This is a genomic window from Algoriphagus aurantiacus (genome assembly GCF_035156405.1).
Classification (GTDB): Bacteria; Bacteroidota; Bacteroidia; order Cytophagales; family Cyclobacteriaceae; genus Algoriphagus; species Algoriphagus aurantiacus.
Genome location: NZ_JAXRUT010000006.1, coordinates 59856 through 74219, shown reverse-complemented (window position 1 = coordinate 74219; position 14364 = coordinate 59856). Strand labels below are relative to the sequence as shown.

The window sequence follows — 14364 nt, the reverse complement described above, 5'->3', positions numbered from 1 at the left end:
ATTCACGAGCCAAATCAAATAGCTGATCACGGGTATAAAGACCAAAATAAGAAAGAAAGGTAAAACCCGCCTAAACAGTAACTTAGATTCTTCCGTAATCATTTCACCCATCAGAATCTATATTCAACTCCCAATGAAAAATTCAAGTTATTTCTAAACCTATCTGGTCCAAGCTCATCGCGGCTATACCCCGAAAATGCGTATACCATAAAGCGTTCCGTAAGCAATTGCTGATAACCTACTCTGGCTCGATAAGAATTTAGAAGTTGAGTAGGATCTCGGGATTCCTCATCAGGAGATACCCCTGAGCTCAACTGTATGGAGAAGAAATCCTCTCCTGTTTTGAAGTAGTACCTTGCTTGCAAATTTGCTGAAGTTCCCAGACTGTTTCCAGTTCCTGGAATTACATTTCCACGAAGATTTAACCACCAATTACCAACATATTTACCTACTGAAGCAGTGTAAATATTGGTGATTTCTGAGAATTGTAGATATCTAAAGCCCCCATCAATCTCCCAGGCTTTGGGTAAATTGAAATAGATAGAAGCCCCAAATCTAAATTCCGGGAAGAAACTTGCTGAAGATCCCCCTACATTTAAATATGCGTAGGCTTTTTTCCCCAACGAAGGATAAGCATCCAATTCAAAAAGTGTCCCATTTGCATCAAAACGAGAGGATTGAGTTACTCTTCCTATTAAAGTCCCTGTCAGTTTTGTTCTCGTCCTTGCGTAAAAAGAGAATGTATTCCATGGAGATAGATCTCCTTCAAACGAATCGTAATCGTACGTGACTCCTACTGCATTGTTCCTTCTATAGCGCTGTAAAGTTTGCATGTAATCAAGTAGCTCTTCATTCTTGTATTTTTTCTCAAAAAGGTCTTCTGCTATGTCATAGGCAGCATTATAGTCTTCTTTATAATATAGCAACCTTGACTCCTTGTAGCGAAGCAAATTCGGAAGTGTCTCTCCCAAGTTCTGTCTAGCCTTGGCTAATACTTTATCTGCGTTCTCATACTGGTCTGCCCAAGACAAATTATCCAAATAAGCAGCATACCCATCCACATAATCAGGAGCAGCAATAATTGCACGCTCTAGATAGATTGATGCAGAATCATTTTTACCTTCCCATGCGTAGCTTCTACCTACCAGAATGAGAATATCAGCATAATCAGGGTATTTCGAAAGCGCTCTAAAAGCAATCTTTCTACCTTCAATATATTTACCATCCAAAATCAGAGTCCTGGCATCCACCAGCAAAGCATCAGGATCAAATGAATCCTGAGCATTAACTACAATTGTAAATATTACAGAACAAATCAGAAGAATAAATATTTTTTTCATAATTAAGAATTCAATGCACTAGGCTCCATCTTCTTTTTATCCTCCGATTTTTTAAAGCCAGTACGGATCATTTTGCCCCAGCCGCCCTTGCCTTTGAAAAAATCCCAGTGCCCACCAAGTCCCCAATAAACAATCTTTGGGTGAATAAATAGCGGCTCTAGAAATACAGTAAGAATTAGTTTATTAAGGTCCTTCTTGTCCTTGTAGTTATTGTATGAAATCTGCTCATACAGGATACTGAAGGAGGATACTAGAATAGACAACAGGTATAAAACAACGAATAGAGCAATAAAATAGAATGCTGAGAAATCACCAACAATGATAAGTATTAAGGTATATATTAGACCAAGTAACTCTAATACCGGAGCCATTTTTTCGAATAAGTTCCAATAGGGATAAGATACCATACCCAAAATCCCATAGCTGGGATTCATTCGGATCACTCGATGTAGCTGTAGTGTTTCTATTGTCCCACGTATCCAGCGATTTCTCTGACGCGAAAGAACTTCTTCTTTCTCTGGCACCTCGGTCCAGCAAAGTGGGTCTGGTACAAATCCAACCTTATGTGGAATATTTCGCTCCTCCATGTGACGTCGCATACGAACTACAAGCTCCATATCTTCTCCTACAGTCTTCGGAAAATATCCTCCTACTTCTACTACTAGATCACGTTTGAAAAAACCAAAAGCACCGGAAATAAGCATTAAGCCATTAACTCTAGTCCATGCCATTCTCCCCATCAAAAAGGCTCTACAGTATTCAATAACTTGAAATCTTCCTAAAAGTGTGGTTGGTACACGATATTTGGTCACTGTGCCATCTTGTACATCACAGTTATTGGCAATACCAATCACACCTCCCACAGCAATGACTTGTCGGTTGGTTTCTTCCATGAATGGGCGTACCATTCTGGTGATTGACTCATGAGAAAGAATACAATCTACATCGATACAGGCTAAAAGCTCTTTCGAAGAAACATTGATCCCAGTGTTAAGCGCGTCTGCTTTGCCACCATTTTCCTTATCAATAACTACAAGCCTATTAAATGATCGGTTTTTGGATTTATAAATTCCTCGGACACGCTGTGCTTGGATTTCTTCACAATATGCAAAATCAGTGATCTCCAATTCAAAAGCATTGATCAGCTTGACTAACGTATCATCCTTTGACCCGTCATTGATAACAATCACTTCGAACTTACCATAATGAAGTGAAAGCAAACTCTTTACGTTAAGTACAATTGACTCTCCCTCATTATAGGCGGGCGCCAAAATAGAAACACCTGGAGCAATAGGCGAAGTGATAATATCGTGGTAATCAGCAAATCTATTTTTTCTTCTGTGATCGCGCATTTCCAGTGCACTCAGAATCATAATGAGCAAGTAGATAACAATCACAGAAAAGCTAAGGAATAGAAAAATAATCCCACAAACTTCCATTATCAGATAGAACAAGAAATTATACATCTTGTAGCAGAGGGTCTAGTAAGTGCTTGTCAATTCTTCGTAGATCAGAAGTTGAATTTTCAAAAATAAATTGCCTGTAAAGCTCTTTATTTAGATTTTGAAGGCTTTTCAGCAAATTCATCTTCTGTCTAAAATCAGGGGATTCTTCCAATATTTTGCAAATTATTCTTGCTGTAGTATCATCGCCAATTGAGCCTGCCGCCTTGGCCGCCGCAGAAACCAACTCCTTGTTTTCAGACTTTAGACTACCATTAATTAATTCAGTTTGAGTTGGAATCCCCAGATATTCGAATGTTTTGATAATCTCTATTTTCTCTTCATCGGATACCGATTCAAATTTTTCTTCCAATTCCGCCAATAGATCCACTAGTCCAAGTATCCTAACCAGTTTATAACCAAATAACCTAATACTCTGATTATTAGAACAGAACAAACTATTTATATTGAGATCTCTTGAGGAATTCAGGAACTTAATAATTCGCAAATAATTCATCTGCTGCCATGTAGAAAGCGGAAAAGTCTGGTCCCGCAGAAAGGAAAGATCTACACTATCCGAAAGATTCAATAATGTCGCCACGGCCTGAGAACGAATGTAAAAATTAGGAGAATTGACAAGCTTCCTTACATCCTTCATCGCCTCTGTTAAGTCCATCTCATTTACCTCAACTAATCCTATCACCACTTTGTCCCATTTTGAGCTATGCAACTTTTTGATGGACCTCTTGTCGAGCTCTAATCTTCGATAGAGTGCTTTCAGTTTAAGCTTAAAATCACCCTTCATTGTTTTGTTCAAAGCCAGTATTCGTTCTACTAGCACTTGCACATAGAGAGGTTTTTTGAGCAGCTTTGCAGGAAAGTTTTCATACAATTCCTCATCACTCAATAATTCCAATTCCTCAAGGGTCTTTTCAAATAAAATCTCAGAAAGTGGGCCTACAACCTGCTCGTCGTAGACTCCCTGCAATACCTCCTTTCGATTTCTCCTTGCTTTGAAAATCATCATAAAGAGAATCATCGTAAATGCAGAAATGAAGAAGACTGAAATTATTATTGAAACAGCAAAAATTTTAAAATCTCCAAAATAGGCATAGGTACCTTTGAGGAAAGGAGAATACCGCTCTCTACTTGCTAAGGAAATTAAGTCTTTGCCATTCGACGTATCAGCCGTCTTAGCTACTAAATCACCATTTCTAAGGAGGTTTGAAACGTATTCCTGCGTCGCTGCGAAAGTATTTGGTTCCTCATATATCAAATATTGAACCTGAGGAACAAGAGAATCTGACATCAAAAGCTTATCCTTCAATGCTAGGATAGTATTAAAATCAGAAATCATCCCAGAAGAAGAGTTAGAATTTAGAACACTGTCTAAAATTATCTCATGTGAAGAATCAACTAAACGAAAATGCAATCCGGGGATTTCCCCTTCACTTATTAAAAAATCTACAAATGAACTTGAATCTGTCAAAACTAGCTCTTCCTGACCGAAAACCTCACCTATTTTGATCACCAAAAAAAGCAAGAACACAAGTGCAAATGCGTTTTTAGCTTTCATGAATCAGGATCTCAGAATACGTTTAACACGGATAGCCAGCTCATTCGGGTTAAAAGGTTTGGGGATAAAATCAGCCACCCCCAAATTGAAGGCTTCCAACACAATTTTTTCTTCTTCACCCAATGAACTCAAAACTATTATAGGAACTTCAGGTTTTGTTTTTATAGCATGATGGATGATTTCAATTCCGTTTTTAAATGGAATCATGACATCTGTAATAATCAAATCGAGCGTTTCTGTATCGATGGCAATAATTCCGGCATTCCCATCTTTTACCAAAACAGTTTCGTAACCATCCTTTTTCAGACGGAATTGAACTAGACTGGAAATAAGTAAATCATCCTCGATGATCAGGATTTTTTTCATTCTTCTGTGGGTGACTCTGACCTCAAATATAGGATCTAATGGTTAAAACAAAACCCCATTTACCAGTCAAATAAATTCATATTAATGAGGATGTTTCTTATAGAAATGAAACAGTATTTCAAATCCACTATCCTGCCATTGATCAAATAATAAGGTGTAAAAAATAATTCCAAATGGATTCTGAAATCGCTTTTATTAGCTTGCTTTTCGAAATTTAACCATCAACACAGAGGAGATTGACCTGAATAAACATTTGCTAGTACAATACTATTTATAGTTTCAACACCTCCTCTCTTCTTTAAAATCAATTAAATCATATGAACAAACAACTCCTATATGCAGGTATTTTTTGCATATTAGTTTCAGGCTTAATTTCTTCTTCTTTGGCTCACGCTCAGAGTGATCCATCGGGAAAGAAACGAATCACTGATACCTATGCAATAACAAATGCAACTGTTTTCACTGCTCCAGGCCAAAATGGAATAAAGGCAACAATACTCATTAAAGACGGCCTGATACTAGGTGTAGGAGACGATATAAGCCTGCCTAAAGAAGCTAAAATAATCGCCGGAGACTCCTTATTTATTTATCCTGGTTTTATTGCCGGAGCTAGCGATGTGGGAGTTACAAAACCAAAGGATCCTGAAAGACCAGAAAACTTTGTTTCCTCAAATCCTCCTGATGAAATCGCAGGAATCACCCCATGGAGATCTGCAGTTGATCAATTTTCTATTCAAGACAGTAAAGTAGATGACCTTAGAAAAGTAGGATTCGCCATAGCCCAGATTATTCCTGACGGAGGAATGCTAGCAGGAAAGGCAGCAATTGTCCTTTTGGGAAATGAGAATTCCACCAATTTATTGATGGAAAACACAGCTTTGGTTGCCAGCTTCAGAGGTTCCAGAGGTATTTATCCAGGGACTGCAGTGGGTGTAATGGCGAAATTCCGTGAGATATATGATAACACCAAGCTTACTTCAGAGAGATCACAAAAATATTCTACTGTTGCTGGACTGAAGCGTCCTGAGATCACTCCTACTTACAATGCCATGCAGGAAGTACTCACAGGTCAAATTCCTATACTATTCTCAGCTTCCTCAGAATTGGAAATCAGGAGAGCCATAAGTCTACAAAAAGAAAAAGGATTCACATTGGTCTTGACGGATTTGGAAGAATACGAAGGAGTATTAGATGTAATAAAAGCTTCAGGATCTAGTGTATTGGTGAAATTAGAAATCCCAGATGATAAAGCGATTAAAGCTCAAAAGGACGATGCCACAGACGAGGTAAAGGCACTTAAAGCCCGTGTGAAGGAAGCCTATGATAAAGCACTTGCGCAAGCAGGTAAATTGGAAGAAGCAGATATTCCTTTTGCATTCACTACTGTAGGTGTTAAATCAGGTGATATTAAGAAAGCTATTCAAACAATGATAAAAAATGGTCTTTCTGAAAAAGCAGCTCTTGCCGCTTTGACCACCAATCCTGCTTCCATCTTAGGTTTGAGCAAAGTTGCTGGATCTATCGAAAAAGGGAAAATTGCAAATTTGATTTTGAGTACGGATTCTCTTTTTGCAAAAGATTCTCAGATTAAGCACCTGGTAGTAGATGGCTTCATCTACGACTATGAGACCAAAACAAAAAAGAAAGGATCTAAAGACGGTAAAGGCGATGGATCTGTGAAAGTCGAAGGAAACTGGGACTACACTTCAGAAAGCCCTGCCGGATCTTCGGGAGGAATACTTTCTATTGAAAAAGAAGGTGGAGACTATACTGGCACGATCACTTACGATGATCCTTCTGGTTCTGGCAAAACAACTTCGTCCATCAAAAATGTAGTTTTGGACGGAAGTACCTTATCCTTTTCATTTAATGTTACAGCTAATGGAATGGAGATTACCGTGGATGTATCGGGTGAGGTCAGTGATGGCAACTTTGAAGCCACTATGACGGTCGGCGAGTATGGATCATTTCCATTTAAAGGCACTCTCAATCCAACTCTAATTGCAAATAAGTAGACACATGAAATCGAGCATGATACAAGTGACACACAATGGGATGAATATTGACCATGAGAGATTCCATGTGGCCTTTAAAAAACAATTATAAACACATGAAAAAAGTAAATTATTTTCTTGCCGCTCTGTTGGGTCTGAGTATTCAGTTTGCCTCAGCCCAAGTGAAAAAAGGCAGTGTATTAATAAAGAATGCAACCGTACTTACGGTTACTAATGGAACACTTCAGAATTCAGATGTTCTAGTTCAAGATGGTATCATCAAGAAAGTAGGCCAAAATCTAAATGCTCCCAATGGAGTAACGACTATAGATGCCGCTGGCAAGTACCTTATGCCAGGTATTATAGATGCTCACTCCCACCTAGGCTTAGATGTGGTAAATGAATCCACTTCCCCTATTGTAGCGGAAGTACGGATGAAAGATGTGGTGAATCCCTATGAAGTAGGAATCTATAGAGCTTTGGCTGGTGGAGTGACTATCTCCCATGCGATGCATGGATCTGCCAATGTGATCGGTGGACAAAATGCTACCTTGAAGCATAGATGGGGATCTACAGATCCTGCAGACATCATCATGCAAGAGGCTCCACGCACCATTAAGTTTGCTTTGGGCGAAAACCCTACCAGAGTACATGGTAGAGGCAATGGTATTCAACCACGCACAAGAATGGGCGTAGAAGCGATTCTCCGAAACGGTTTCAATGAATCTATTCAATACAAGAAAAATTGGGATGAATACAACAAAGTATCAGCTCAAAAAGGAAGCACGGCACTTTCTCCCGTTCATAATGAAAGACTTCAGATCTTATCTGACATTTTAGAAGGTAAGATTATTATTCATTGCCACTCCTATCGTGCAGATGAAATCTACATGCTAATCAATGTGGCTAGAGATTTTGGAATTACTAAACTGGTTTTCCAACATACTAATGAAGGATTCAAAGTAGCTCCGGAAATAGCAGAATACACCATGGGAGCATCTGTCTTTGCTGACTGGTGGGCTTACAAATTTGAGGTGTACTACTCTACTGCATATAACGCAGCTATCCTAACAGAAAATGGGGCTATAACTTCTATCAATTCTGATGATGCTGAGTTGATCCGTCACTTGTATCACGAAGCTGCTAAGACCCAGCGATATGGTGGAATGACAGATGAGCAGGCACTTGCTATGATCACTATCAATCCAGCCAAGCAATTGGGCATTTCTGATAAGGTAGGTTCTATAGAAGAAGGAAAGCAAGCTGACTTGGTGATTTTCGAAGGACATCCCCTTTCATCTTATGCTGTCCCCCAGATGACTTTTGTAGATGGCGTGAAATATTTCGACATCAAGGAAGATGCGGACGATCAACGGATAAAAGTCAGTCCTACAGAAATGGTAGAACCTGTAATGATAGCAGACGACCATAACGACCGATGCATGCAGGACACAGAACATCTGTTTGAGACTACCAATTCTCTTTTCCTATTAAATCAATAACCACCCGCTATTAAAGAAGACATGCAAAGACTAAACAAAACCTTTTTCGCCTTCCTCTTTGCCTTATTGCCGTTGATGGTAATAGCACAGATCGACGGGGAAACCATCAAACCTAGAGCAGGTACGTTTTTACTGCAAAATGCTACGGTAGTAACTATCACTAAAGGCGTTTTAAATAATACCTCAGTATTAGTGGAAGATGGAAAAATCAAGGAAATAGGTGCAAATATTTCTGCCGATGGGGCTGAGGTAATAGACTGCACTGGGAAATTTATCTATCCGGGAATGATCGATGGAGGTACCAAGCTAGGCCTGGTAGAGATTAACTCTGTTGCAGAGACTGTTGATTATGCGGAAGTAGGAAATTTCACTCCGAATATGCAGGCATTGACTGCTGTAAATCCAAATTCAGTAGCTATTCCAGTGACAAGAGTTTCAGGAGTTACAACTGTTCTTTCTGTTCCAGCAGGCGGATTATTCCCAGGAACAGCCGCTCTAATTAATCTTAATGGCTACACGCCAGATCAGATGTATGCTGGTTTCAAAGGGATTGTGATGAACTTTCCAAGCTCTGGACGTAGAGGTAGATATGACCGTAGGTCTGATGAGGATATCAAAAAGGCTAATGAAAAAGCCCTTAAAGAAGCAAATGAACTGTGGGATAAAGCTACTACCTATGGTTCGCTAGCTTCAAATGGTGCGGATTTGGAATATTACCCAGAAATGGAGCATCTTGCCAAAGCAACAACTGGTGAACTTCCTCTTTTGATCGAAGTAAATGTGGCGGCTGATATTCAGGCAGCTATCAAATGGGTAGAAGGAAAGGATGCCAAAGTAATCTTTACTGGCGTAGCAGAAGGCTGGAGAGTTGCCGATGAAATCGCAAAATCGGGAATCCCAGTAGTTACCGGACCCATACAAGCATTACCCACTCGTGATTCAGATCGCTATGACACGCCTTATGCAAATGCAGGTAAAATGGTCAAAGCAGGCGTAAAAGTTGCAATCAGAACAGATGATCAAGAGAACGTAAGGAATTTACCTTTCTTCGCTGCTTTTGCTGCAGCTTACGGTATGGGCAAAGAAGAAGCATGGAAAGCTGTGACAATCAATCCTGCGGAGATCTTCGGTTTGGCTGATCAGTACGGATCGGTGGAAGCTGGAAAAGTTGCAAACCTGATTGTTGCTGATGGTGATCCTTTCGAAACCAAAACCAATATCATGCATGTGTTTATTAATGGCTATAGAATGCCGCTATCTAACCGTCAAATCCGACTTTACCAAGAGTTCCTCGATCGTTCTCCTGGATTGAAGATGAATTAATCTTCTGATCTATATCAATTAAAACCACAAGAGGAGTTCAAATTTCGGGCTTTTCTTGTGGTTTTCTTTTATTTTGCCTCTGTTATGAAAAGAATATATACCCCAATTCTAATTTCCCTGATTGCTGTTTTATTTTCTTGTGAAAGCAAGAATAAAAACGAGGGAGTAAGCAATATAATCGAGGCAAAAAGAGCCGAAATTGCACCGGATAAACGTGTGGCACTTTGGAACTTGACCTTTGAAAATGACTCTCTTAAGGGAGAAACTGATCAAGTCGAGGCTCTAGAAAATTTGATCGAAGAACTCAAATCCCAACAAATCAACTTTACCGATGCCGTAGTGCGATTGCCTGATGCTGCTATGGGAGGAAAAACCAAAGCTTTGGTAACCATCTCTGTGGCAAATATCCGAAGCAACCCAAAGCATTCAGCCGAACTTGCAACCCAAGCCCTAATGGGTACACCACTTAATGTTCTAAAAGAAGATGACGGTTGGTTTCTAGTCCAAACTCCTGATGGCTACCTTTCTTGGGTGGACAGAGCTGGCATACATTTGATGACTGAGGAGGAGATGCAGCATTGGTTTAGAGAGCCAAAAGTAGTTTACACGGCCCTGACAGGACATATCTGGCAAAGTACCGAACAGACTGAAATGGTATCTGACTTAGTTGCTGGCGATATTTTGACACTTGAACAAGAGACAAAAGACCAGCTGAAAGTAAAGCTTCCTGATGGACGTCAAGGCTGGATTTCTGCAAAAGAGGCTCAAGATTGGGAAAGCTGGATTGCTTCCAGAAATACTTCTCCTGAAGCGCTGATTTCTACAGCTAAGCAAATGATGGGAATTCCATATCTCTGGGGAGGTACTTCAATCAAAGGTGTGGATTGTAGCGGATTTACCAAGACGATTTATTACCTCAATGGACAGATTATTCCCCGGGATGCCTCACAACAAATCAATGAAGGAGAGCTAGTAGATGCCGATAAAAATTGGGACAAACTTCAAGTCGGAGACTTACTCTTTTTTGGAGTGAAAGGTACCTCTGAGAAAAAAGAACGCGTGGTTCACGTTGGGATGTGGATAGGAAATGGAGAATTTATCCACTCTAGAGGCTTAGTAAGAATATCTAGCTTTGATCCAGAAAACCCCAATTATGATGAATATGAACTTGGCAGATACCTAAGAACCAAAAGAATTGTCAATGTGCCTTCCGAACATATTTTATCCGTTTCAGAACTTTTAACTATCAAATAAACATGTCTATGAACAAACCATTTTTAGGTATTGCATTCGCTATTGGCTTAGGTCTTTCAGCAAACGCCCAACAGCTCACAGGCTTTTTCCCAAACGACAAAAGCAAAGAGGTATCCCTAGAACAAGAATATCTAAAAGCAGTCAATTTTGACAGTTTCAAAGTTCACTTAAAAGAACTGACAAAAGCCCCACACATTGCTGGAACCCCCGAAAATGAAGCCGTAGCTACTTACTTGACCAAAGTGATGAGAAATGCCGGAATGAACGTGACTTCCTACCCTTATGATGTCTATTTGCCAAATGATCCAGGCGAGTCACTTTTGGAGATTATCGCGCCAGATAAAATCACACTTTCGCAGCAAGAAGGTCCAATCGAAGGAGATCCTTTTTCCACAGATCCCAGACTTCATAAGGGATTTAATGCCTACTCAGGTTCTGGAGATGTCACAGAGGAGGTGGTTTACGCGAATTATGGAGTGAAAGCTGACTTCGAGAAACTTGCAGAGATGGGAGTTGACCTGAAAGGCAAAGTTGTCATAGCCCGATATGGTGGAAATTTTCGTGGGTACAAGGCTCAATTTGCAGAGCAATATGGAGCAGGTGCATTAATCATTTATACTGATCCAAAGGACTCTGGATTTGGAAAAGGCGATGTATATCCTGACGGTCCTTTTTATAATGAAACTACTATCCAACGTGGTTCTTTGCTAACACTTAATTATACTGGAGATCCTTTGACTCCGTTCGAGCCCGCACTTCCTTTAGATGGAGAGAAAAAAGTAAAGCGCTTAGATCCAAAAGATGTGGCTTTCCACACCATTCCGGTATCGCCGATTGGATATGGTGCAGCCAAAGAGATTTTAAGCAGAATGAAAGGTTCTTCTGTTCCTGAGGAATGGCAAGGAGGATTGCCTATCGATTACAGAATCACAGGAGGTTCTGATTTGAAGGTACGAGTGAAAGTAGAGCAGCCAGTCGATTATATCAGAGCTAATAATGTCATTGGCAAGTTCGAAGGAAGTGAGTATCCTGATGAGTGGATCATATTGGGAAGCCATTACGATGCATGGAGTTTTGGCGCGACAGATCCCAACTCTGGCACTGCCATGATGCTTACTTTGGCTGAAGCTATGGGAGAATTAATTAAGAACGGCGAGCGTCCCAAAAGATCCATTTTGATCGGGCATTGGGATGCAGAAGAGCAAGGCGTGATCGGTTCTACGGAATGGGTGGAGCAATTCAAAGATGAATTGGGAGCAAAAGCTGTAATCTATATGAATTTTGACGCAGCGGTTTCAGGAAGAAACTTTGGTGTTTCTACTGCTCCTACGTTGAAAAACCTGATTATTGAGGCTTCCAAGGAAGTTGCTTATCCGGATTCTGCCAAATCTGTTTATGAGGTTTGGGCGGGCAAAAATGAAGAGCCTAAAATCGGAAATCTAGGCGGAGGATCAGATCACATTGCCTTCTATATGTATGCTGGTGTACCAAGCATGAGTGGGGGAACAGGCGGAACGTCTGCCTATCATTCAAACTATGACAACTTCCATTACTACAGCAAGTTTGTTGACCCGACTTTCAAAATGGGTGGAACTCTAGCTTCTGTTATCGGAATACTCACCCTTCGATTGGCTAATGCCACTATCATCCCTTACGATGTGCCAAGATATGCGCAGGATTTGAGAATGCATTTTGATAATGCAGTGACAGAGGTGAAAGAAATGGATTCTTCATTCAGCACCTTTGACAAAGTAGACGCAGCTATCGAGAAGTTAAAAGTGAGTTCAGCTGCATATGAAACAGCCATGAATGCTGCGCTGGAATCTGGTGAGCTTTCTGAGAAAGAAATACATGTGCTGAATAAAGAATTGATTGGGTTAGAAAAGAGCTGGATTGATCCAAAGGGAATGTATTTCGGTAGTTGGTATAGATCCCTCTATGTTAGTACAGATCCATTCTCTGGATATGCTTCATGGATTTTGCCAGGTATTAAATATGAAGTAGAAACCAAGTCAACAGCGCGATTAGAAGAATGGGATACTCGTTATTCAAAAGCAATTTTGGACTTGAGCAAGAAAGTAGAAAAGATGACTAAAAGCCTGAAATAAGAGGTAAAATATTAGACTTAAGACATTAGATTTTAAACGTAAGAAAAGGCTTGGATTAATTTCTATGTCCTTTTTTAGTTTTAAAAATATCCTGATAAAAAACCTGTTAAAGCAAACTAAGCCATTTGTTAACTATTTTTGAAATACTTATATTTCACTATTGCTTTTAACCAACAAATCATCATGGAAAGTATTTATATAGGCTTGCTTTATATTGCAATTGCAGTTGCAGTCAAATTTTTCCCAAATCTGTTAGCGGGTTACCATAGCTTATCAAATAGAGAAAAAGAAAATGCTATTGCCAATGGATTGCCCACGTTTGCTTCAATTCTATTTGGAGCCATGGGAGTGATGAGTATAGCAGGATACTTTGCAGCTATTTGGCTAAATTATCCATCATTAAGCAGAATAAGTATTCTAGTGACTATAGTTGGTATGGTAGTTATGGTTGTTTTTGGAAATTTACTTATCAATAAACGAGCAAGGTAATTTGCACTCTTTCAGATTGCTCTTAGCCTATTGTAATTCTTGCCCTTTGCTCCTCAAGGTATGACTTCATCTCCTCCCCTTCTTCCACCTTTATCTCACCTGGCAAACCTAAAATAAACCTTCCCAAACCAGGAAGCTGTGGAACTTCTCCATGAAAATAATACTGATTTCTATTTTTAATGGACATAAACGGTCGAGCATTAGGGTGCTCTTCCATCATGAGTTGGTAGGCTTTCTTGCTTAGCTTCAATTTCACTAAAAATTTATTTTTTCCTGTGAAGCCAAAAAGCTGAGTACCAGGAAGCTGATGTTTAGCTTCATGTTTCCATTCTCCCTGACTCAAAACCACCTCTCCTATTCGCTCGATTTTAAAAACCTTCATGCTTTTACTTGCTGGCTCAAAGGCATGAATTGTTTCGTAATTAGATGAAAAAGCAACAGGCTCAACCAAACGGTCACTTGTGGTATCAGAACTAAGTGAATAATAATCTTTCAACCACACTTGCTTTTTTTGCTGAATACTTTGACCAATTTCATCTACTAACCTGCCGAGATTTGCTTTGAAAAGCTGCTCAGTTCCCTGCTTAACTTCTGAGCGAACCGCCAGTTTTTTGAGAATCGAATCATGTAACAAGTTCCCTTTTCCTTGACTTTCAATCATTGACCGCAGCCATTGGCTTTCCTCTTGCGAGAAAGTGCCATAGTTTAGTGTCTGATCCATTCCTGGCCTATGCTGAATCTTGTATTTGCTAAATTCCTTCACCACCTCAAAACCCAAAGCTTCCAGCAATTTGAAGTAGCGATAAATTGTGCGTTCATCCGTCTCCAGAAGTTCGGAAAGTCTATGCACAGGCTTTCCGATATTACTTTGCAATAGATTTATCAGTTTGAATACACGAAGTATTTTTTGCTGCTCGATCTTTCCTGACTGGTTCATAGTAGATTCTAAATTTGGAAAGTTAAAAGTAAA

11 protein-coding genes are annotated in these 14364 nt (G+C 39.8%); 6 read left to right on the top strand and 5 right to left on the bottom strand.

The annotated features are described in order from the left end of the window. Positions 1 to 110: 110 nt before the first annotated feature. The 4 genes from SYJ56_RS08090 to SYJ56_RS08075 all read right to left on the bottom strand — a co-directional run bounded on the left by SYJ56_RS08090 (position 111) and on the right by SYJ56_RS08075 (position 4724). Positions 111 to 1340 (bottom strand): YaiO family outer membrane beta-barrel protein, encoded by a 1230-nt coding sequence (locus SYJ56_RS08090; protein ID WP_323833286.1) that lies wholly within the window; start codon positions 1338 to 1340, stop codon positions 111 to 113. A 2-nt stretch (positions 1341 to 1342) separates the two neighbouring features. Next, on the bottom strand, positions 1343 to 2713 hold the full coding sequence (locus tag SYJ56_RS08085) for a glycosyltransferase family 2 protein (RefSeq protein ID WP_323833284.1): 1371 nt from the start codon (positions 2711 to 2713) through the stop codon (positions 1343 to 1345). Between the two features lie 85 nt (positions 2714 to 2798). Next, positions 2799 to 4358: a HEAT repeat domain-containing protein gene (locus SYJ56_RS08080; RefSeq protein WP_323833282.1), complete on the bottom strand. Its 1560-nt coding sequence runs from the start codon at positions 4356 to 4358 to the stop codon at positions 2799 to 2801. Positions 4359 to 4361: 3 nt separating this feature from the next. After that, positions 4362 to 4724 carry a response regulator transcription factor gene (locus SYJ56_RS08075; RefSeq protein WP_323833280.1) on the bottom strand — a complete coding sequence of 121 codons (363 nt, stop codon included), beginning with the start codon at positions 4722 to 4724 and terminating at the stop codon, positions 4362 to 4364. Positions 4725 to 5041: 317 nt separating this feature from the next. Here SYJ56_RS08075 and SYJ56_RS08070 point away from each other — a divergent pair, with 317 nt between their 5' ends. From SYJ56_RS08070 to SYJ56_RS08045, 6 genes are all read left to right on the top strand, one after another. After that, positions 5042 to 6739, top strand: a complete 1698-nt coding sequence (locus SYJ56_RS08070; RefSeq protein ID WP_323833278.1) for an amidohydrolase family protein — start codon at positions 5042 to 5044, stop codon at positions 6737 to 6739. 95 nt (positions 6740 to 6834) lie between these two features. Then, positions 6835 to 8220, top strand: a complete 1386-nt coding sequence (locus SYJ56_RS08065) for an amidohydrolase family protein (RefSeq protein ID WP_323833276.1) — start codon at positions 6835 to 6837, stop codon at positions 8218 to 8220. Between the two features lie 21 nt (positions 8221 to 8241). After that, complete coding sequence (locus SYJ56_RS08060; RefSeq protein ID WP_323833274.1) at positions 8242 to 9543, top strand: amidohydrolase family protein; 1302 nt, start codon at positions 8242 to 8244, stop codon at positions 9541 to 9543. Between the two features lie 84 nt (positions 9544 to 9627). Next, a complete protein-coding gene (locus SYJ56_RS08055) occupies positions 9628 to 10797 on the top strand; it encodes a C40 family peptidase (protein WP_323833273.1) in 1170 nt (389 codons plus the stop codon). 8 nt (positions 10798 to 10805) lie between these two features. Next, positions 10806 to 12905 carry a M28 family peptidase gene (locus SYJ56_RS08050; protein WP_323833271.1) on the top strand — a complete coding sequence of 700 codons (2100 nt, stop codon included), beginning with the start codon at positions 10806 to 10808 and terminating at the stop codon, positions 12903 to 12905. A gap of 183 nt (positions 12906 to 13088) precedes the next feature. Beyond that, positions 13089 to 13394 carry a DUF3784 domain-containing protein gene (locus tag SYJ56_RS08045; protein ID WP_323833269.1) on the top strand — a complete coding sequence of 102 codons (306 nt, stop codon included), beginning with the start codon at positions 13089 to 13091 and terminating at the stop codon, positions 13392 to 13394. A gap of 22 nt (positions 13395 to 13416) precedes the next feature. Here the strand turns inward: SYJ56_RS08045 and SYJ56_RS08040 are convergent, their stop codons facing one another. Beyond that, positions 13417 to 14331 (bottom strand): helix-turn-helix transcriptional regulator, encoded by a 915-nt coding sequence (locus SYJ56_RS08040; protein WP_323833267.1) that lies wholly within the window; start codon positions 14329 to 14331, stop codon positions 13417 to 13419. Positions 14332 to 14364: the final 33 nt, after the last annotated feature.